The organism is Rothia nasimurium (assembly GCF_014217215.1).
Classification (GTDB): domain Bacteria; phylum Actinomycetota; class Actinomycetes; order Actinomycetales; family Micrococcaceae; genus Rothia; species Rothia avistercoris.
The window spans coordinates 176932-195968 of record NZ_CP056080.1 but is presented as its reverse complement, the minus strand read 5'-3'; the positions used below and the strand labels follow the sequence as shown (position 1 = coordinate 195968).

Here is a 19037-nt window from a genome sequence, read left to right as displayed (position 1 = left end):
GTTTCTAAATTTACGGGAGCGGAACTAAACCCAGTACATATCACCCTGCTCCCGAGCCCGCACCCGAATCTGAAACCACGGATCACCCATCGCATACCCCAAAGCCTTAGCCTCAGCCGACAAAGCAACAATGCAACCATCATTATTCGACAACACCACAACTGGCTTACCTTGCAAGGACGGATCAAGAATGCGCTCGCAAGATACATAGCAGGAGTTCAGAGACCGTGGCGTTGATTCTGGATACCGATGACGAGATTTTCATCGCGGCGGACGCCGCGGACATGGCGAAGCAGCTTGTCGGCCTCCTCTACGGCGGGTGAGGCACAGCAGAGCGTCGCTCCCGTGCCGAACGACGCCATCAAGATCATCTCCGGCCCCGCGAAGCTGGACGAGACGAAGGAGTGAGGACCATGTCCGACCAGAACATCAACATCAAGCTCGACCGCGGCGGCCCCGAGAACCACGCCTGGACGGTGCTGGGCACCCTGCTCGCCTGCGGCGCTGTCGGCATAGCCGCCTGGGCGATCTCCAACGCCGGAGCCCTGGACCTGGCTGCGACCGGCCTGTTTTTCTTCTTCATGCAGCTCATCTCGATGATGCTCAAGGCGGGGCTGATCGTCGTCCCGGAGAAGAACCGGAAGGACTTCGGCGAGACGCGCGGCCTGCTCAAGACCGCCTGGCGCGAGTTCCAGGGCCGCTCGCCCATCTGGCGGATGGCGCTGCTGGCGCTCGGCTTCACCGTCGGCTACATGATCTTCCGCTGGGGACTCTCGGTGGCGCTCGGCATCTTCAGCAACGTCTGGATCGCCGGAGCCGCCTCGGCGCTCATCGCGTCCTTCATCGTCGCGCCGCAGCTGTTCACGAACCTGGTCTCGAAGATGAAGACGAAGTCGGGCCTCCAGGTGAAGACGACCACTGGTACGCCCGATGCCGAGAGGGGTGACGTCTGATGACGAAGGCGGCGATCACGACCATCGGCGCAGCACTGCTGGCCGCCGCTGCTCTCGCGCTCAGCGGGTGCAGCTACCCCGGCGACGACGAGGACCGCGCCGCGTTCCATGCCGAAGCGCAGGATCCAGTCCCCTCGGAACCGGCTACCGAGCCTACCGAGCCGGAGACCCCGGCCGAGGAGACCGGCGACGAGAGCACCGAGGAAGGCGGCCAGGGCGAGAAGTCGGGCGCAACCGCGGACCTGGGCGTCGAGGACGGGCATGTCCAGTATCTCCGCGCGATCCAGAACTTCTCGCCCGCGCTTGAGCGCTGGGTGCTCGACGAGGAGGCGGGCGAGGTCACCTACGGGATCGTCAACTGCGCCGGCCAGACGAAGTCCGAGGGCGTCGCCACCCTCGAGCGGGTCGACGGCGGCGATGGAGCAGCGTTCGAGGCGACGTGGATCGGCAAGTCGCCGTTGGAGAACGTCGCGGCGGAATCGATACGCGTCGAGATCACCGAGGACACTTTGAAGAACTTCGCGGACGTTGCGACGTCCAGGACCGACATCGAGGCGAGCAACTTCGCTTCGATGTGCGCCGAGGTCGGCGAGACAGCCGCCGACTTCGTCTTCTGAGAATGACCACAAGAACGCCCCCAGATCTACTCCGGGACCTTCTCCGCGCGAGCAGGGTCGGACGCGACTCGGGAACAATGGTGCCGTGGCAGATTTCGACCTCCTCTGCGCGGCGCTTGTCTCCGCCCCGAAGACACCATCGAAGGTCTCGTCGCGGACGTTCCGAAGCTCCGGCACGACGAAGCCTGATCGTCGTCGTCCCGAGAAGATCTAGGCTCGTCCGGCGCGAAGGGCGATGAGGGCTGCTTCTACGCGGTTGCGCGCTTCAGTCTTCCGCAGGATCGCGGAAACGTGCACCTTGACGGTGCCGGGAGCGAGGTACAGCGCTTTCGCGATCTCAGCGTTCGTCTCTCCTTGGCTGAGCCGGATCAGGATCTCTCGCTCGCGAGCCGTGAGGCGTTCGAAGCGTTCGACGGCGCTCGCGTACTGGGTGTACGTCGTCGAGACGCCGGAGTCGAGCAGACGCCGGGCGACCGAGGGCGAGAAGAACGCTCCGCGACCGGCGACGGCGTGCACACCGGCGATCAGCTGGCGCGGATCGCCGGACTTGAGGACAAACCCGTCTGCGTCGAGCCGGATGGCCTCGGCGATGTAGTCGTCCTCCCCGAACGTGGTGACGAACAGGCAGGGGAGCGCGCTCCCGTCGGAGCGGAGCCGTTGCAGCGCGTCGAGTCCGCTCATCCCGGGCATCTGGATGTCGAAGAGGGCGACGTCGAGACGGTGCGCGTCGATCTTGCGCAGGGCCTCTGCTCCGTCGGCGGCCTGGGCTACGACCTCGATGGCGGGATCGGTGTCGAGGATCCCGACGATGCCGGTCCTCACGAGGGGGTCGTCGTCGGCGACCAGGACTCTGACCGGGGCCTCGGTCGCTGTCATCGTTGTCCTCCTGCGATGTACTCGGTGCTGGAGACCTCGTCCTGCGCGAAGCAGATCCGGTACACGTCCCCGGCAGCGTCGTCAAAGGTGTTCGCGGTCACGGCGTAGTCGTGGCAGTCGTCCGGTCGGTTCTCGCCCCGCCTGGCCGGCAGCTCGTGGCCGGGCAGGATCCGCTCGGTCTCCGCCCGCGCGTCTCCGACGCTGATGCTTGAGAAGGCCCCTGCCGACAGCAGCGCGCGGTGGTTCTGCACCACCGTCAGCGCCTCGACCGCTGCGAGCCCGACGACGACGATCGCCGCGGTCGAGGCGAGAATCAGTCGCTGGCGGAGCTTCGTTCTGCCGGTCGAGCTCTCATCGACGTCTCTCGTCGCCTCCACAGCGCGATCATCGTGCGTGCTCTGCTCCTGACGGCGAGTCGGGAGGACCGCAGAGAGGACGAACGCACTGTCCGTCTTCTCCGCGGCGAGTTCTCCGCCGTGGGCGCGGAGCTCACTTTCCAAAGTGCTCAGGCCCGTGCCCGCTGTGTGCGCGTCGGCAGGAGTCTCGCCGAGGGCGTTCTCAATCTTCAGACGCAGCTCGGCACCGACGTCGGCAGCGGTGATGTCGATCGGGGTGCCGGGAGCGTGCCTGCTTGCGTTCGTGATCGCTTCTTGTAGGACCCTCGTGACCTGCTCGCCTCCGAAGTCCTGCAGCCGCCTGGGTTCCGGCAGTCCTTGCACGGTGATGCGCGCACCGGCTGCGCGGGCCCGGGCCAGCAGTGCATCGACAGATGCTGCGCCCATTGGCAGCACGGGAGCGCCGGATCTGAGGTCGGAGACGGAGTCCCCCAGGCGTTCGACCGCGTGGGCGAGGTCGTTGCGGGCGTGTAAGAGCGAGGTGCGGGCGCTCTCGGGCAGTGCCGGGTCGATCTCGAGCCGTCCGAGATTGAGCGCGACGAGGCTCAACGAGTGGCCGAGGTCGTCGTGCAGCGACTGCGCGAGGGCGAGCCGGTCGGCGGTGGCGCGCTCCTTGAGCTCGGCCAGGCGCTGGACCTGCCGCAGCTCTCGCTCGCGGTCTGCCCTCCGCCCGAGGACGATGTACTGGCGCACGGCGAGACCGATCAGCCAGGGCACACCAGCGCGCATGAGCGCCGGGGGCAACTCCTCCGCGACGTAGAGCCAGTGCCCGTCGAGCCACGTGGCCCGGGCCATGCTCACGACGACCAGCACTGCCAGTCCTCCCAGGCCCGCGCGCGGACCCCTGGACCAGAGCCCGATTGCGATCGCGGCGATGCCGGTGAGCAGGGCCATGAAGAGGCCCGGCTCCGGCGCGGAGGCCAGCACCCCGAAACCGATTGCCGTTAGCGCGTCGACGCTCCGGCGCGCAGACGGACGATTAATTAGGGTCATGCGCTCCATTCTACCGGGGACCGTGGGCTCGCCGCCTCCCTCGATCGGGCGTGCGCAGCACCTCGCCGGTATGACCGTGGGCATAGACGAGTCGCCCCGCATGGCAGATTCTGAGGCCGAACCGCGTCTATAGCATGGATTTCATGACTCACGAAACTTCGACGCGCACGCTTTCGACGTCGCGCAGATCCTCGTCCCGCCCCGTGCCATGGCCCGCGCTGTTGATTGCCGTCGCAGCTCTTGCTGCCCTCGCTCTCGCGACGTATCCGGTGCGTGAGCGCCTCTTCACCGCTGTCGCCGGTCTCGCCGAGGGCTCGGCACTGGCCTCGGCGGTGGGATCCGTGGCCGAATTCGGTCTGCTTGCCCTCGTGGCGACCGCCGGCATCCTCGCTCTCTGGTGCTGGCTGCGCGAGCGCCGGCGGTTCTGGCTCCTGGCGCTGGCTGGACTCGGCGTGATCACGGCCTACGGATTGAGCGAGGCCGTCAAGCTGCTGGTCGAGGAGCCGCGGCCCTGCAGCGTCGTCGACACTGCCACTGTGCTCAGCTGCCCCGGGAGCGGGGACTGGTCGTGGCCGTCGAATCACGCCGTCCTGGCCGCTGCCTTCGCCACCGCCTGCATCCTCGTCGTCCCCCGCCTCGCCTGGTTCGCGTTGCCTCTCGCGCTGGCGATCGCCGCCTCTCGAGTGGCCGCCGGAGTCCACTACGTCCACGACGTGCTCTCCGGTCTCGCGCTCGGTGCCCTCGTCGTCGCGGCCGTCGTCGCCGCGGCGTCGCCGGTGCTGGACCGGCGTCTGACTGGCGGACGGGACGGCCATCCGGATTCGGCCAGCCGGTCCCAGGGCGGGCGCGCATGATCGAGGTCGACCGTCTCTCGAAGCGCTACGGCCAGGTGACCGTTGTTGAAGGATTGAGCTTCACGGTCCCCGACGGATCCATCACCGGGTTCCTAGGCCCGAACGGAGCCGGCAAGTCCACGACCATGCGATGCCTCCTCGGGCTCCACAAGCCCACCACCGGAACCGTGCTCATCGACGGGCTCCCGCTGACCGCCCAGACGAGGCCGGCCGAGGTCGTCGGAGCCGTCCTCGACGCCTCCTGGTTCCACCCCGGCCGGACCGGACTGGCGCACCTGACGACCATCGCTGCTTCTGCCGGCCTACCCGACCGCCGCGCCTGGGAGGTACTCGAGGCCGTCGCGTTGACCCAGGCAGCTCATCGCAGGATCGGCGGCTACTCGCTCGGGATGAAGCAGCGCCTGGGGCTCGCGGCCGCCCTGCTGGGCAGACCGCGCAACATCGTCCTCGACGAGCCGATGAATGGCCTCGACCCGCAGGGGATGGAGTGGATGCGCGCCTTCCTGCGCGATGCCGCCGCGAGCGGCCACGCCGTCCTTGTCTCCTCCCACCTGCTCGGCGAGATGGAGACCCTCGCCGACCGCCTCGTCGTCATCGACAACGGCCGCTTGCTCGGCCAGTGGGACGTCGCCGATCTTCTGCACGCGCGCAGCCGCCAAGCGCTCCTCCGCACCGACGACGACGAACGCGTCGAGCAGGCTCTGCGCGGACTGCGGGTCCCCGTAACCGCACTGCCCGAGGGACTCTGCGTGACATTCGACGAGACGGTCCCCGACGCGCTCACGCTCTCGCGGACCTGCCGAGACCTCGACGTGCTCATCACTGCCCTGACGGACAAGCCGATCCGGCTGGAAGAGGAATTCCTCCGCCTCACCGACCGATCATCCGAAGCCGAACATGGCAAAGAAAGGCCCGAGCGATGACACGAGCATTGACAGCTGAGGTGCGCCGACTGCTCACCGTGCGCTCCACAGGCATCTTCGCTGCGCTGCTGATCGGCTGCTGCGTCGGCCCCATCGTCCTGATGGGCATCGTCTACGACCCGGCCTATCGAGGGCCGATCGACGCCGGTGATCTGGGCAAGTGCGTGAGCATCTTCCATGTGCTGGCCATCGTGTTCGCCGGCACACACACCGCGACCGAGATCAATGCGGGGTCGACGGCGCTGTCCTTCCTCACGCAGAAGAGTCGATGGGCCTCGTTGGTGGCACAGGCAGCGGTCCAGTGGGCGTTCCTCGCATTCGCGTACGTCGTCGGCATCGGCCTCGCACTCGTCGCGGCGAGGTTCTATCCCGACGGGCTGGCCATGTCGCCGCGGGGGTGGGCCTATCTCGCGGCCTATCTCCTCGTCGTTCTCCTGTGGGTGACGATGGCGACGGCGCTTGCCGTCCTCACGCGCTCCGTCGCGGTGTCCGTCGCCGCGCCGATCACGTGGATGCTCCTGATCGAACAGCTCGCGTCCATGGTCCCGATGCTCGAGGCGATCACGCCGTGGCTGCCGTTCAACGCCAGCCACATGCTCCTCGCCCAGGCACTTGGGGAGGCCCCTGCAGGCATGTCCGTGTGGCCTCCTGCCGTCGCGCTTCTCGTACCGGCACTCGGCCTGGCGGGCGCGGGGCTATGTGCCCATGTCCGACGGGACTCGGCGTGATGGGCAGGCCTGCGCCTCGCATCCGCCGCCCAAGACGGTTCGTCGCGTCGCAGGGCTGGGGCTGACTCACACCGCCGTTCAACAAACGGTCGTTGATGTGAACAGTGGTCCGGAGGAGCCGATCGCGAGCATTTCGCCGAGTGGGTGTTCACAAACCCGTTCAACTACATCTAGACTAGACAGAGGCAGTTGAACGGGTTAAATGACCGCGAGGAGGCTTCACGGCTCTTCTCCCGGAGTTTGCAACACCACCCTGGCGATTACCCGTTGCTGTAGGCGGGCCTGTTCCCAATCAGCCTCGGGCATCGTGAGATGCCTCGTAGCAGCGATTTCAGTTCGGTCCTCGCCCATCTCTGTCTCCTTGTGAACAGGACTTCTGACATTTTCAGCTTAGTGCACGCGAGTAGTGAACGGACAGCGTTCAATAGACGATTTCACAAGCCTGGCCATCCCATCCTGACTGTGCAAACGTCTTCTGAAAATGACATGCCCCGTTGGGGTGTACTTTAAAAACGCTCGGAGGTAGGGTAACTCCCCCTCGTTGCTCAGAGACGAAATCCGCCAGCGGTGGCGGCGCGACGAGCCGAAGGTAGGACAAATACAATTCCAGTCCAGGTGCAGATGTCTTGCACTGTTGCGGCGCAGTTGTCTTCTTTTTCACCGCGTATCACCCGCGAAATTAAATTGATATAATTAGGCCCATGTTGATTTCAGATACCGCTTTCTTGCGGTTGCGCTCTAACCGCTAAGGCGGTTTCCTACCCCGTAGGTTAAAAACCACTCCGGTCCTTTAGCCGGGCGTTCATTTGTCATGCCCGGCTCCTTTTCAACTCCAAGGAGCACACCTGATGTCTGCATACGGACACGGCCGTCACGAACATGGCCAAAATTTTCTCACCGACCACAAGATCATCAACTCCATCATCGACCTTGTAAAACAAACCTCCGGCCCCATCATTGAGATCGGACCAGGAAGCGGTGCCCTCACTCACCCGATGGCCTACTTGGGGAGGGCAATAACGGCAGTTGAAGTGGACGCAAAACTAGCTGCCAAACTCACACAAGAAACCTCCTCGGCGGCGGTCGAAGTGGTCCATGATGATTTCCTTAACTTCCGTTTACCCGCCACTCCCTGCGTCATTGTGGGAAATATTCCCTTTCATCTCACCACTGCCATTCTTCGAAAGTTGCTGCATGCGCCGGCATGGACTGACGCTGTACTCCTCATGCAGTGGGAAGTCGCTCGCCGCCGGGCTGGGGTAGGCGCAAGCACGATGATGACGGCTCAGTGGTCCCCATGGTTCACATTTCACCTGGGTTCCCGGGTACCAAGGTCTGCTTTCCGGCCACAGCCAAACGTTGACGGGGGGATCTTAGTGATCCGCCGGGTGGGTGACCCGAAGATTCCGATAGAGCAGCGCAAAGCCTTTCAGGCGATGGTGCACACCGTTTTCACTGCCCGGGGACGCGGGATAAGGGAAATTCTCCGAAGGGCAGGGTTGTTTTCATCACGTTCAGAAACACAATCATGGTTGCACTCGCGAGGAATCGACCCTGCGACCCTACCTCCCAGATTGCACACCAGCGACTGGATCGATCTCTTCCAGGTGACTGGTTCCTCTTCACCGCACCATCGACCAATTTCACCATCGGGAAGTAGTCAACGACCTCCTCAACGGAAAAACCGAAGCCGGCGGCGTTAATCCCCCCACCAAAACCGAATTGCACCAGTAGTACTAAAAGGTAAGCGAAGTCTGGCCGCAGACGCATCAATCACGGACAACTCGCGGGCAGCGTTGTACTCGGTAAGGAAGCTCATGTTCTCGACAATAGACCGCACCCGCGACATGAGTGCGGCCTATTCGAACAAGCATTGAGCTAGTTGTTGGTGAGTTTCGCGTAATTGGCAAACTGAAGTGCCCCGGTTGCCTAAGCCTTATAAGCTCTAGAGCATAGCAAAGGGCTGCAACCCAATGCACCGGGTTGCAGCCCTTTACTTTCTACTCTTCCAATCACGCGCTTACCGATAAACAGCAGAACGGTGCCCAACTTCCAAGGCCAAAAGGACCAAGGCACCCTGATTAATATCCAAAATCACTCGGTAGGAACCTGCTCGATAGCGCCACAGCCCCGAATAGTTGCCGGTCAAGGCCTTACAGTGGCTCTGCGGGTACTCAAAACCCTCTAGTTTTTCCAGTTCTTCTAAAATACGTTGGGCAACTGGCTTATCCAGCTTTTTCAGTTGTTTAAGAGCTCGAGGAGTTAACTCCACCCTCCAGGTGCTACTCACAGACCGAGCTCCGCGCGAGCTTCATCCAGACTATGTGTTTTCTGTTTACCTGCACGCACTGATTCAGCATCGGCCTTCAAGGTAAAGGCATGTTCTAATTCAACCAGGTGTTCTTCTAACAAGGTGTTGATGTAGAAGGAAACAGGGCGATTAGTTTTGTGCGAGAGCGCTTCAAGGCGTTGGCGCACATCGTGAGAGGGGCGAAAGGTGAGCCCTTTCCGGGCCGTTGTTTCTACTGTCATGCTTCAATCGTATTACACGTCATACACAGATTTTAAGGGGTCACCTCAAAGAAGACCCTGTACTTCGTTGCTAGCTAGACAGCAAGACCCACCGGGCCCGACCCTTTTCTTGCTACTGTGGAACCAGAACACACCGCCTAACCAGCAGGAAATCGCATGAGTGAGAACAACCCCGGCACCACCCCGCCCTACCCGCAACAACCCGGCCCACAAGCGTCCGCGCACATCAACGAACCGAGCCTCACCCAGCCCCTACCCAACGACCTCAGCGACGGCTGGCTACCCGAAGACACGCGCCAGCGGCCCCTCTCGCCCCTGCCCGCACCCAAGCTCTTCGGCTTCCAATCCCTGCTGCCCTTCAAGTTCCTCAATGCACTGCGCCACCCCGCAGAACTGCCCCTGGTCGTCATGGCCTACGCGCTCACCATCATGCTCTACGTGGGCGGCGGTATCTACCTCATCTACTCACTCTTCAGCAGCGTGCTAGGGGACGACTTCGTCAACTACCAAATCAGCAACCTGGTCGGCCAACTCATCGCCATCGCCATCTACCTACCCCTGGGCATCTTCTTCGTCCGCGGTGCCATGTACGGCCAGCTGCGCCTCAGCGGGGTGCGCATTACCCCCACCCAGTTCCCCGAGGCCTACCAGATGGTTGTTGAAGCCGCCCACGCCGCCGGCCTGCGCCGCGTACCCGACGCCTACGTCGTACTCGGCAACGGCCAAATCAACGCCTTCGCCTCGGGCCACGGGCACCGCCGCTTCATCGCCATCTACTCCGACCTCTTCGAAATCGGTGGCGCAGCCCGCAACCCCGAAGCCCTACGCTTCATCATCGGGCACGAAGTGGGGCATATCGCCGCCGGTCACGTCAGCTACTTCCGCCTGATTTTCACCAGCTTCTTCATGCAGATTCCGATCCTCGGCAACCTGCTCTCCCGCACCCAGGAATACACCGCCGACAACTTCGGCTACCGCTACGCCCCCGACGGCACCGAAACCACCACCACCGTACTCGCCGCCGGTAAGTACCTGATGAACGACGTGAACTTCCACGAACTGGCCAACCGGGCCGTCTACGAGCGTGGCTTCTTCACCTGGCTCGCCAACCTCACCACCACCCACCCGCCGGTGACCTGGCGCGCTCACGCCCTGCGCGACCGCACCGAACCCGGCCGCCTCATCTGGCGACCCAAGAACAACCCGCCCTACCCGCTCTCCATGATTCCGGCAGCTGAGCCCGCCGAGGCCTGGGCCGACCCTCTACAGGCCACTGACCACCTGGCCACCTACCCCGAACGCGCCGACAACCAGCACTGGGGTTCAGTCAACACCACCTACCGGCCCCCGGCCCAGTACCGTGACCGCACGGTAGGCGACATGCTCTACAGCGGCTGGGTACCCCCGCAGTACCGCCAGCGCACCCCCTGGAACGGCTTCGGTGCCCCCTCACCGCAGGGCTTCCAGCAGGCGCCTGGCCAGTCACCTGACCAGCAGGGTCAGGACGCCGGTAGCGGCCCAGGTGCTACACCTCGGGAAAGCGAGCGCCCGGCGTCCGCCCCGGACAACCCGCCCACTGATCAGGGCTAAACCTCAAAAAGGCAAAGAGTAGAATAGGCTAAATGGCCCTACCACAGAAAATGCGCTCCTGGCGCCCTGACCCGCTGATTACCCTGATTCTGCTCGCCGTTGCCCTGGCAATCATCTTCCCGGCGCGCGGGGACTTCGCCGAGGGGTTCAGCGTAGCCACCAAAATCGCAATCGGCCTGCTCTTCTTCCTCTACGGTGCCCGACTCTCACCCCAAGAAGCCCTGCAGGGCCTGAAAAACTGGCGGCTCCACAGCACCATTCTGGGCTTCACCTACCTGATCTTTCCCCTCATTGGCCTGGCCCTCTACCCCATCCAGGGAATTATCGGCCGGGAGCTCTACCTGGGTCTGCTCTTTATGACCCTGGTGCCATCCACCGTGCAGTCCTCGGTGGCTTTCACCTCTATCGCCAAAGGCAATGTGGCAGGGGCAATTGTTAGCGCAAGTGCCTCGAATATCGTGGGTGTGATAGCCACTCCCCTGCTGGTCATGCTACTGATGCAGAGCGATCAGCTCACCATCTCAGGCTCCGTTTTTGGTGATATCGCACTCCAGCTGCTCTTGCCATTCGTGCTGGGCCAGCTCCTGCGCCGCTGGGTGGGCGACATAGCCAAGAACAAGCTCACCAGGCACGTTGATCGCCTCTCCATTGCCATGGTGGTCTACGCCGCTTTTTCAGACGGCATTGTGCAGGGCATTTGGACCCGCATTAGCCCCTGGCAGATCCTGCTCCTGGTTCTTCTGTCCATTGCCCTGGTGGAGTTCCTGCTCTGGCTCAGCGGGGTTGTCTCAAAGAAGCTGGGCTTTAGCTACGGCGACCGGGTGGCGGTGCAGTTCTGCGGCTCGAAGAAGTCCCTGGCAACCGGCCTGCCCATGGCAGCGGTAATTTTCGGGGGCGGGGCCGTGGGTGCCCTCATTCTGCCGCTCATGATTTTCCACCAGGTTCAGCTCATGATTTGCGCTGCCAAGGCCGCCCGCTGGGGCAGGCAGGTTCAAGCTTCATAGCGAAAATCATGGTGACTATCATGGTGAAAATAGCCATGATGGTTAGCAATGACGGCCGATTTTCACATTGATGACGCCGGGTTCAGATCCCGCAGAATATCAACGAGGAGGCGGGCGGCGGCGTCCTGCTCCGAACTTGCCCGAAGCACCGCAAAGACCCGGCGGCGACCCAGGGGCTCACTCACCCATAGGTTTCCGGTGCGGACCCCCTGCCGCCAGGGCTCAGCCCCGCTGGGAGCCGGGACCTCTGACCGGTAGAGGCCATCAAGCACCAGATGGGGCAGCAGGGCTACCGCATAGCCACCGTAGGCCGAGTGCAGCTGCCAGCTCAGGTCGGTTGAGATGAACCGCGGGCGGGGTGCAATATGGGCATCGGCTAGATAGGCGTCCGACCAGGCCCTGAGCTCCGTTCCCGGAGGTTCCATACACCAGGGGGCGCTCTCAGCCCAGGCAAGAGAATCGAGCGGTTGCGGTGGCACCATAGCCGCCGGGGCCACCAGCACGATGGGGTCTTCCCAGAGCTCCCGCCGCACCAGGGTAACGGGGAGCTGCACCGGGCGTCCTTCGTATTCTTCGGCGATGACCAGGTCAAACTGGTGCCGGGCAAGCTCGGCGATAGAGCGCTGGGGCTCCAACTGGGTGAGCTCCAGGCTCAGATGCGGGGCGCGCTCTTCGAGCAGTACGAAGACCCGCGGCACCATGTAGCGGGCTGCCGAGTTGAAGGACGCCACCTTGAGGGTTCGTGGGGCCAGGCTGGTTTCGCTAGCCATAGCGTTGTGGGCGCGTTCCATGAGCGAGAGGATCTGCCCGGCATAGTCGGCAAGTTCCAGGCCGCGCGGGGTGAGCACCACGCCGCGGCCGGACTTCTCATAGAGCCGATGCCCCACCTCAGCCTGAAGTTTGGCCAGGTGGTTTGAGACGGTTGAGGGATCGTAGCCCAGCACATCGGCGGCAGCGGCCAGGGAGCCCTGCTGGGCTAGCTCGTAGAAGATTTCGAGGCGGCGGGAGTCGTACACACTCACTCCAATTCATTGATAAATCCCATGAATACTGTTTGAACTCATGGAATTGAACCGGGTTTACCCCTAGTTTACAGTGGAGTCCATGACTCTCACCCAGGCCCTCATCGGTTTCGCCGGCATCGCTTTTCTCATCACGATTATCCCGGCCACAGACACCGCCCTGGTGTTGCGCTCCCTGGTCGCGGGTGGACGACGAAGCGCCTACGCCTGCGTCTTTGGCATCACCGCAGGCCTGCTCATTTGGGGCGTCACCGCCGCAACCGGCCTAGCCGTGCTCATGGCAGCCGCTCCCCTGATCTTTGACCTCATCACCGTGGCCGGTGGCCTCTACCTGATCTACCTGGGCATCAAATTCCTGCTCAATCTCAGACGCTGGGGGCAGGTGACCGCCCTCAAAACCGACCAAGCCGCCCTGGCCTCGCTGCCTGCACCCGCGGCGTCCTTACCCGGAGTTAGCGGAGCGGACGCCCCCACCCCCGCTAGCGAACACAGGGTGGGTAAGGATTTTCTCGCGGGCTTCATCGCCAACATTCTCAACCCCAAAATCGCGGTCTTCTACATTGCCAGCGTGCCGCCCTTTATGGTCGCCAGCGTGCAGCCCTTCATCATGGGAAGCCTGCTAGCCCTCATCCACGGCGGCATTAACGTGCTCTGGTTTACCCTCATCATCTCGCTGGCCTCACTGGCCATGAAGTGGCTACTGTACCCGCGTGCCACCCTCGTCATCGACGGCATCGCGGGGTCAGTGCTACTGGTCTTTGGCGTGCTGATCCTGGTGGAGGCGGCGCATAAGCTGCTCTAGGGTAGCTCCAGCAGGCAGGTATGCCTCTGCCCGCGACCCTCTCGCCGGTTCGCTAGCGCTCACGGGCGATTCACGCCCCGCCTGGCGGCGGATTACGTTCGCTCTTATGTGCTGGCGCACCCGCTCACTTCATCCGAGCCAGCGGGCTCTCAGCATACCCGCCTGCGTGGCATCTCTTTTACAACCCCAGCGCCTCCACCGCCCGGATCAGGGAGACATGGGCCAGGGCCTGGGGGAAGTTGCCGGTGAGGCGCTGCTGTTCAAAGTCGTACTCGGAGCTCATCAGCCCCAGGTCGCTGGCGCAGTCCAGGACGGTGTCGATGAGGGCGCGTCCGTCCGCCTCCCGTCCGGAGCGGATGTACTGCTCTGCCAGCCAGAGGGAGGAAATGAAGTGGGGGTTGTCCTGCCCCTCAAAGCCGTCTTGAGAGTCGGAGTTGTCGTAGCGGTAAATCATGCCCGAGGAGTGGCGGATGGTCGCTTCGATACGTTCAACGGTTGCCAGCATGCGGGGGTCATCCCAGTCTACGAGCCCGATTTGGGGTAGTTGCAGCAGGGAGGCGTCCACGGCGGTACCGCCGTAGGTTGAGACGAAGCAGCCTAGATCGGCGTTGAAGCCGCGGCTCAGAATTTCATCGGCAACGGCGTCGCGGCAGTGTTCCCAGGTGGCTGCGTCACCGTCGAGCCCGAAGTCGCGCACGGCGGAAACACCGGCGTCGAAGGCTGCCCAGAGCATGGCCTGGGAGTGGGTGTAGACGGTGGGTTCGCCGAAGGTCTCCCACATGGAGCGGTCGGTGTCGCCGATGCGTTCGGTGGCGGCGTTGAGCAGGGCCTTCTGGATAGGCCAGGAGAGGTGGTCTTCTGCTACGCCCGCTTCGCGCAGGTTGGCGAAGGTGACGAGCACCTGCCCCAGGGCGTCCCCCTGGAACTGGTCGCCCGAGCCGTTGCCGCTACGAACCGGCTGGGACCCCTCGTAGCCGGGCAGGGCCAGGCGGCGCTCGATGTCGTCCTTTTCGCCGGCCAGGCCGTAGACCGCGTGAATGCGGCGCGGGTTGTTGGCCAGGGCTCGCAGGATCCAGTTACGCAGCTGGGCGGTCTCACGCTCGTGGCCGTGGGTGAGGGTTACGTCCATGGCCATGGCGACATCGCGCAGCCAGGTGAAACGGAAGTCGTAGTTGCGTTTGCCCCCGATGACTTCGGGCAGGGAGGTTGTTACGGAGGCGACCAGGGCGCCAGTTTCACGGGAAATCAGGGCGCGCAGGACCAGCAGGGACCGCAGGCGGGCTTCCCGGTAGCGGGCGTTGGCTTCTTCGCGGTGGTCCTCGGCGGTGGGGGCAACAACCTGGCTCGCAGCCGTTTGGGCTAGCTCATGGTAGGTGGCTTCGTCGACCTCGGGGGCGGCGGTGTTAGACCCGGTTTCCAGCAGGATTGATGAGGTCTTGGCTTCTTCCAGCTCTTCAACCTCGCGCACCGCCGAAATAGTAGCGGGCGCTTGCTCTGCCTGCTCAGATGCGCGGACGCCGGTGGGCACCTGCCCGCCCTCGGGCAGGTGGGCGGGGGTAGCGTCCTCATCTTCAGCCTCTGGCAGGGAGTCTGCGGGGCTGTAGAGGTCGGACCACTCCTGCCACTGCTCCTGGGTGTAGGTCAGGGCCGTGGGGTAATCCACCGGGGCAGGCGGATTGTGGTTAGAGGCAAAGTAAGACAGAGTGAAGGTATAGCTCTGACCAGCAGAAACGGTAAAGGTTTCGGCCTTAGATTCGGGGTCGCCCTCAGGCAGGGAATCGCCCCGGAAGACCAGGGCATGAGGGCCAGCCATACCCACCAGCATGTCGGCGGACGGGTCGGGGGCGCCAGCGGCGTCCACCCCCTCATAGCGGGTAACCCAGGGAATCGTCTTACCGTAATCAAAGCGCAGGGCAAGCTCGTGATACATGGTGACCTCACCGGTCAAGCCCTCCACATTGCGCACGATCGTGGTGCCGCCCGAAAGCGGCATAAACTCGGTGACGCGCACCGACGCGTCCCCCACAAACCAGACGGTCTGCAGAATAAAGGTGTTCTCGCGGTAGGAACGCTCCGTGCGGATCTCTTCCACCGGGGCGGGGTTGACCGATTCGAGGGGGGCCAGCAACCAGCGACCGTGCTCCCGCTCCCCCAGAAGGGCGGCAAAGACCGCACGGGAGTCAAAGCGCGGGGCGCAGAACCAGTCAATGGAACCGGTGCGGGAAACCAGCGCGCCGGTGTTCATGTCTGAGAGCAGGGCGTAATCCTCGATGAAAGAAGCCATACCACCAGTCTAACAGGGCGCTTAGTATCGGCCGGTGGCGCTGAAGGTAGTCAAAAGTTTCATAAGTGCGTTCTTTGCCCGCACCTATGAAAATTTCGATGACATTCAAGGATTTACCCTCTTGTGGTCATACCCCCAGGGGGTATATGTTAAAGACATGAGCGAAGAGCACTGCGCAACCCACCAGGCAGAACACCACCACGGCTACACCGCCGACAAGGACGCCTACCTCAAGCGCCTGCGCCGCATCGAGGGGCAGGTACGCGGCATCCAGCGCATGGTCGACGAGGACGTCTACTGCATCGACATCCTCACCCAGGTATCCGCCATCAACAAGGCCCTGCACAGCGTCTCCATCCAGCTCCTAGAAGACCACGTGCGGCACTGCGTCGTCGACGCCGCCACCCAGGCAAAAGCCACCGGCAACACCGCCCCCCTCGACGACAAAATCAGCGAAGCAATGGCAGCCATCACCCGCCTCATCAAGAGCTAGAATCCAGCCCCCGGCAGGGAGTCAACCGGCTCCCGCCGACCCAAGTACGGGCGTCCGCGCCCCACACCCACAAGGAGAAAACCCATGTCAGCAACCATCGTCAAAGCAACCGGCCTCACCTGCAACCACTGCGCCATGAGCGTGCGCGAAGAAATTGAAGAAATTGAGAACGTCACCGGCGTAGAGGTCGACGTGGTCAAGGACGGCGAATCCACCGTCACCATCAACCACACTGGCGACCTGGACGCCGCCGCCGTCTCAGTCGCCATCGAAGAAGCCGGCTTCACCCCCGTCGGCTAATCACCGACACAGGGGCGGACGTGCGTCTCTGCCGGCTCATTTTTCTAGGGCTTTGGAGGGCAGCTTTGCCCAGCGACCCTCTTACTCCTCGCCTGGGGGCTCGTCGCAATTCACGCCAGCCCCGAAGCCAGCTGGGCGCCAGCCGCCCTCCGTCGCCCGGGGGTGCGGGCGCGCGTCGGCAGCCAACTGGCTAGGGCTGGCATGAATCGCGCGCGAGCTTGCGAGCCCGCGAGAAGGTTAGTTGGCAGAGACGCGCGTCCGCACCCCATAGGGAGAGATGCTCGCCTCCCCTGGGCAAAGCCGCCCTCCAAAGCTCGCGATATGCGCCCGGCCCCAAGAACCCTACAAGCACCGAACACAACAAACTAAGTGAAAGAAGGCGTCATGCCAACCCAATCCACCGCTGAGGTTTTCACCGGTGACACCCGCATCGTGAATCTGAATGTGGGGGGTATGACCTGCGCGTCCTGTGTGGGGCGGGTGGAGCGCAAGCTCAAGAAAATTGGGGTGGACCCCTCGGTCAATCTTCCGCTGGAAACCGCCCGCGTGGTTGCGCCTGCTTCGGTCACTGATCAGCAGCTGATTGAGACGATTGAGAAGGCCGGGTACACGGCGAGCTTGAAGCAGGACGCCGTCGAGCAGGCTGATGAGCCTGAGCAGGGTTCGCTCACCCCGCGCCTGTGGGTGGCGGCGATCTTTACCCTGCCGGTGTTTCTGATGTCTATGTTTGCTGCTTTCCAGTTCCCTCATTGGGGCTGGGTGGTTGCCGCCCTGACCCTGCCGGTGGCGACCTGGGCGGCCCTGCCTTTCCACCGCCCGGCCTGGACTAATCTTCGGCACGGTTCTTTCACCATGGACACCCTGATTTCCCTGGGTGTTATTGCTTCCTACGCTTTTTCGCTCTGGCAGCTCCTTATCGACCCGGCTATGACCGCCCATGCCGGGCACGGGGCGTCCTCACCTGGCAGCCACGGCATGGACCACATGCTCTACTTTGATGCGGCGGCCATGATTACCCTCTTTTTGTTGGCTGGCCGGCAGATTGAGCACCGCACCGCCCGGCGCTCGTCCCAGGCCCTGCGGGCTCTGCTGAACCTGGGGGCTAAGTCTGCCACGGTTCTGCAGGGCGGGCGGGAAGTGCAGATTCCCGTCAAGGACCTGCTCCCCGGCGACCTGTTCTTGGTGCGGCCCGGCGAGAAAATTGCGGTGGACGGCGAGGTTGTTGAGGGGCGCTCGGCGGTGGACGCTTCCCTGCTGACCGGTGAATCCGTGCCGGTTGAGGTAGGGGTGGGGGACGCCGTCGTTGGCGCGACCGTCAACACATCGGGTTCGCTGACGGTGCGGGCGACCCGCGTGGGAGCCGATACTGTACTGGCCCAGATGAGTCGTACCGTGGCGGAGGCCCAGTCTACTAAGGCCCCTATTGCCCGCCTGGCTGACCGGGTTTCTGCGGTTTTTGTGCCGGTGGTGATTGCCCTGGCCCTGGCGACCCTGGTCGGCTGGCTGCTGGTGACCGGTGATGTCAATGCGGCTTTTACCGCGGCGGTGTCGGTGCTGGTCATTGCCTGCCCCTGCGCCCTGGGTCTGGCGACCCCTACGGCCCTGCTGGCGGGTACTTCGCGCGGGTCCCAGCTGGGTATTTTGATTCGTTCGGCCCAGGTGCTTGAGTCCACCAAGCGCCTGACCACTGTGGTGCTCGATAAGACCGGCACCGTGACCACCGGGGCCCTGGCTCTGGCTGAGGTGATTCCCCTGGCAGGTGGTGGGGGCCAGGACGCCGCCCCCCTGCTGGCACTGGCCGGGGCGGCCGAGTCTCGCTCGGAGCACCCCATTGCCCGGGCTATTACCCAGGCAGCCCAGGCTGAGGCCCACCTGCGGGGGCAGGCCCTACCGCAGGTCACTGATTTTGCCTCCTCCCCCGGCGGGGGCGTGCGGGCTACCCTGCACGAAGAGGTTTCTGCAGGTGAGAGCCGGGAGGTTTCGGTGCTAGTGGGCCAGCCCAGTTTCCTTGTCTCTGAAGGCGTTGAGCTGAGTGAAACCCACACCCGCGCCCTGCTGGCCGAGCAGGAGGCCGGGCGCACCACCGTCGTCCTTGCTATCGGGGGGCAGCCCGCTGCCCTGCTGGCCCTGCACGATACCCCCAAGGCTGGGGCGTCCAAGGCTCTGGCCGAGCTGCGGGCTCTGGGTCTTACCCCGGTTCTGCTGACCGGGGACGCCGAACCCGTCGCCCGCGCCGTGGCAGCCGAGGTGGGCATTGCCCCGGCGGACGTCTACGCGGAGGTCAGCCCGTCCGACAAGCTGGCCACCATCACCCGCCTGCAGGAGGGCGGGGCCGGGGTTGCCATGGTGGGTGACGGCGTGAACGACGCAGCGGCCCTAGCCCAAGCGGACGTGGGTGTGGCCATGGGGTCGGGCACCGACGTGGCTATGGAGGCCGCCGATATGACCATTGTTCGTAGTGACTTGGGCTCGCTGCCGACGGCGATTCGGCTTTCGCGGGCCACCCTGCGCCTGATTAAGAGCAACCTGTTCTGGGCTTTTGCCTACAACACGGTGGCGATTCCGGTGGCGGCGGCGGGCCTGCTCAACCCCATGATTGCGGCGGCGGCCATGGCGTTTTCGTCGGTTTTCGTGGTGCTCAACTCCACCCGCCTGCTCCGTTTCTCCTAAA

19 protein-coding genes are annotated in these 19037 nt (G+C 63.7%); 12 read left to right on the top strand and 7 right to left on the bottom strand.

The window, feature by feature from the left end; genetic code table 11:
* Positions 1–24: 24 nt before the first annotated feature.
* Positions 25–222, bottom strand: a complete 198-nt coding sequence (locus tag HWU94_RS00940; protein ID WP_185174700.1) for a hypothetical protein — start codon at positions 220–222, stop codon at positions 25–27.
* A 191-nt stretch (positions 223–413) separates the two neighbouring features.
* Between HWU94_RS00940 and HWU94_RS00935 the strand changes: the two genes are divergently transcribed.
* Positions 414–953 (top strand): hypothetical protein, encoded by a 540-nt coding sequence (locus HWU94_RS00935; RefSeq protein WP_185173912.1) that lies wholly within the window; start codon positions 414–416, stop codon positions 951–953.
* A complete protein-coding gene (locus tag HWU94_RS00930; RefSeq protein ID WP_185173911.1) occupies positions 953–1570 on the top strand; it encodes a hypothetical protein in 618 nt (205 codons plus the stop codon). The genes HWU94_RS00935 and HWU94_RS00930 overlap by 1 nt, the downstream gene beginning before the upstream one ends.
* Before the next feature lie 210 nt (positions 1571–1780).
* Here the strand turns inward: HWU94_RS00930 and HWU94_RS00925 are convergent, their stop codons facing one another.
* Both HWU94_RS00925 and HWU94_RS00920 read right to left on the bottom strand, forming a co-directional pair.
* Positions 1781–2446 carry a response regulator transcription factor gene (locus tag HWU94_RS00925; protein WP_185173910.1) on the bottom strand — a complete coding sequence of 222 codons (666 nt, stop codon included), beginning with the start codon at positions 2444–2446 and terminating at the stop codon, positions 1781–1783.
* Positions 2443–3834 (bottom strand): sensor histidine kinase, encoded by a 1392-nt coding sequence (locus tag HWU94_RS00920; RefSeq protein WP_185173909.1) that lies wholly within the window; start codon positions 3832–3834, stop codon positions 2443–2445. The genes HWU94_RS00925 and HWU94_RS00920 overlap by 4 nt, the downstream gene beginning before the upstream one ends.
* Positions 3835–3977: 143 nt before the next feature.
* Here HWU94_RS00920 and HWU94_RS00915 point away from each other — a divergent pair, with 143 nt between their 5' ends.
* From HWU94_RS00915 to HWU94_RS00900, 4 genes are all read left to right on the top strand, one after another.
* A complete protein-coding gene (locus HWU94_RS00915; protein WP_185173908.1) occupies positions 3978–4688 on the top strand; it encodes a phosphatase PAP2 family protein in 711 nt (236 codons plus the stop codon).
* Positions 4685–5611: an ATP-binding cassette domain-containing protein gene (locus tag HWU94_RS00910; RefSeq protein ID WP_011867677.1), complete on the top strand. Its 927-nt coding sequence runs from the start codon at positions 4685–4687 to the stop codon at positions 5609–5611. Before HWU94_RS00915 ends, HWU94_RS00910 begins: the two co-directional genes overlap by 4 nt.
* On the top strand, positions 5608–6339 hold the full coding sequence (locus HWU94_RS00905) for an ABC transporter permease (protein WP_011867678.1): 732 nt from the start codon (positions 5608–5610) through the stop codon (positions 6337–6339). The genes HWU94_RS00910 and HWU94_RS00905 overlap by 4 nt, the downstream gene beginning before the upstream one ends.
* A gap of 848 nt (positions 6340–7187) precedes the next feature.
* Entirely contained in the window at positions 7188–8042 is an 855-nt protein-coding gene (locus HWU94_RS00900) for a 23S rRNA (adenine(2058)-N(6))-methyltransferase Erm(X) (RefSeq protein WP_011152925.1), read from the top strand.
* A 317-nt stretch (positions 8043–8359) separates the two neighbouring features.
* Here the strand turns inward: HWU94_RS00900 and HWU94_RS00895 are convergent, their stop codons facing one another.
* On the bottom strand, positions 8360–8629 hold the full coding sequence (locus HWU94_RS00895; RefSeq protein ID WP_185173907.1) for a type II toxin-antitoxin system RelE/ParE family toxin: 270 nt from the start codon (positions 8627–8629) through the stop codon (positions 8360–8362).
* Positions 8626–8871 carry a peptidylprolyl isomerase gene (locus HWU94_RS00890; RefSeq protein ID WP_185173906.1) on the bottom strand — a complete coding sequence of 82 codons (246 nt, stop codon included), beginning with the start codon at positions 8869–8871 and terminating at the stop codon, positions 8626–8628. The genes HWU94_RS00895 and HWU94_RS00890 overlap by 4 nt, the downstream gene beginning before the upstream one ends.
* 156 nt (positions 8872–9027) lie before the next feature.
* Here HWU94_RS00890 and HWU94_RS00885 point away from each other — a divergent pair, with 156 nt between their 5' ends.
* Positions 9028–10461, top strand: coding sequence for a M48 family metallopeptidase (locus HWU94_RS00885; protein ID WP_185173905.1), 1434 nt, complete (start codon positions 9028–9030; stop codon positions 10459–10461).
* 32 nt (positions 10462–10493) lie between these two features.
* A complete protein-coding gene (locus HWU94_RS00880; protein ID WP_185173904.1) occupies positions 10494–11465 on the top strand; it encodes a bile acid:sodium symporter family protein in 972 nt (323 codons plus the stop codon).
* Positions 11466–11527: 62 nt separating this feature from the next.
* Here the strand turns inward: HWU94_RS00880 and HWU94_RS00875 are convergent, their stop codons facing one another.
* Complete coding sequence (locus HWU94_RS00875) at positions 11528–12481, bottom strand: LysR family transcriptional regulator (protein ID WP_185173903.1); 954 nt, start codon at positions 12479–12481, stop codon at positions 11528–11530.
* Positions 12482–12569: 88 nt separating this feature from the next.
* Here HWU94_RS00875 and HWU94_RS00870 point away from each other — a divergent pair, with 88 nt between their 5' ends.
* Complete coding sequence (locus HWU94_RS00870; protein ID WP_185173902.1) at positions 12570–13289, top strand: LysE family translocator; 720 nt, start codon at positions 12570–12572, stop codon at positions 13287–13289.
* Between the two features lie 178 nt (positions 13290–13467).
* Here the strand turns inward: HWU94_RS00870 and HWU94_RS00865 are convergent, their stop codons facing one another.
* Positions 13468–15573: a glycoside hydrolase family 15 protein gene (locus HWU94_RS00865; RefSeq protein ID WP_185173901.1), complete on the bottom strand. Its 2106-nt coding sequence runs from the start codon at positions 15571–15573 to the stop codon at positions 13468–13470.
* Positions 15574–15730: 157 nt separating this feature from the next.
* Here HWU94_RS00865 and HWU94_RS00860 point away from each other — a divergent pair, with 157 nt between their 5' ends.
* The 3 genes from HWU94_RS00860 (at position 15731) to HWU94_RS00850 (ending at position 19036) form a co-directional block, all read left to right on the top strand.
* Positions 15731–16066, top strand: a complete 336-nt coding sequence (locus HWU94_RS00860; protein ID WP_185173900.1) for a metal-sensitive transcriptional regulator — start codon at positions 15731–15733, stop codon at positions 16064–16066.
* An 84-nt stretch (positions 16067–16150) separates the two neighbouring features.
* Positions 16151–16366, top strand: coding sequence for a heavy-metal-associated domain-containing protein (locus HWU94_RS00855; RefSeq protein WP_185173899.1), 216 nt, complete (start codon positions 16151–16153; stop codon positions 16364–16366).
* Positions 16367–16750: 384 nt separating this feature from the next.
* Positions 16751–19036, top strand: coding sequence for a cation-translocating P-type ATPase (locus HWU94_RS00850; protein WP_244955983.1), 2286 nt, complete (start codon positions 16751–16753; stop codon positions 19034–19036).
* Position 19037: the final 1 nt, after the last annotated feature.

Coding starts and splice junctions, on each gene's coding strand:
- HWU94_RS00910 (WP_011867677.1), top strand. CDS start 4,685: ATGATCGAGGTCGACCGTCTCTCGAAGCGCTACGGCCAGGTGACCGTT.
- HWU94_RS00900 (WP_011152925.1), top strand. CDS start 7,188: ATGTCTGCATACGGACACGGCCGTCACGAACATGGCCAAAATTTTCTC.
- HWU94_RS00905 (WP_011867678.1), top strand. CDS start 5,608: ATGACACGAGCATTGACAGCTGAGGTGCGCCGACTGCTCACCGTGCGC.
- HWU94_RS00930 (WP_185173911.1), top strand. CDS start 953: ATGACGAAGGCGGCGATCACGACCATCGGCGCAGCACTGCTGGCCGCC.
- HWU94_RS00860 (WP_185173900.1), top strand. CDS start 15,731: ATGAGCGAAGAGCACTGCGCAACCCACCAGGCAGAACACCACCACGGC.
- HWU94_RS00915 (WP_185173908.1), top strand. CDS start 3,978: ATGACTCACGAAACTTCGACGCGCACGCTTTCGACGTCGCGCAGATCC.
- HWU94_RS00870 (WP_185173902.1), top strand. CDS start 12,570: ATGACTCTCACCCAGGCCCTCATCGGTTTCGCCGGCATCGCTTTTCTC.
- HWU94_RS00850 (WP_244955983.1), top strand. CDS start 16,751: ATGCCAACCCAATCCACCGCTGAGGTTTTCACCGGTGACACCCGCATC.
- HWU94_RS00890 (WP_185173906.1), bottom strand. CDS start 8,871: ATGACAGTAGAAACAACGGCCCGGAAAGGGCTCACCTTTCGCCCCTCT.
- HWU94_RS00865 (WP_185173901.1), bottom strand. CDS start 15,573: ATGGCTTCTTTCATCGAGGATTACGCCCTGCTCTCAGACATGAACACC.
- HWU94_RS00885 (WP_185173905.1), top strand. CDS start 9,028: ATGAGTGAGAACAACCCCGGCACCACCCCGCCCTACCCGCAACAACCC.
- HWU94_RS00855 (WP_185173899.1), top strand. CDS start 16,151: ATGTCAGCAACCATCGTCAAAGCAACCGGCCTCACCTGCAACCACTGC.
- HWU94_RS00935 (WP_185173912.1), top strand. CDS start 414: ATGTCCGACCAGAACATCAACATCAAGCTCGACCGCGGCGGCCCCGAG.
- HWU94_RS00920 (WP_185173909.1), bottom strand. CDS start 3,834: ATGACCCTAATTAATCGTCCGTCTGCGCGCCGGAGCGTCGACGCGCTA.
- HWU94_RS00880 (WP_185173904.1), top strand. CDS start 10,494: ATGGCCCTACCACAGAAAATGCGCTCCTGGCGCCCTGACCCGCTGATT.
- HWU94_RS00925 (WP_185173910.1), bottom strand. CDS start 2,446: ATGACAGCGACCGAGGCCCCGGTCAGAGTCCTGGTCGCCGACGACGAC.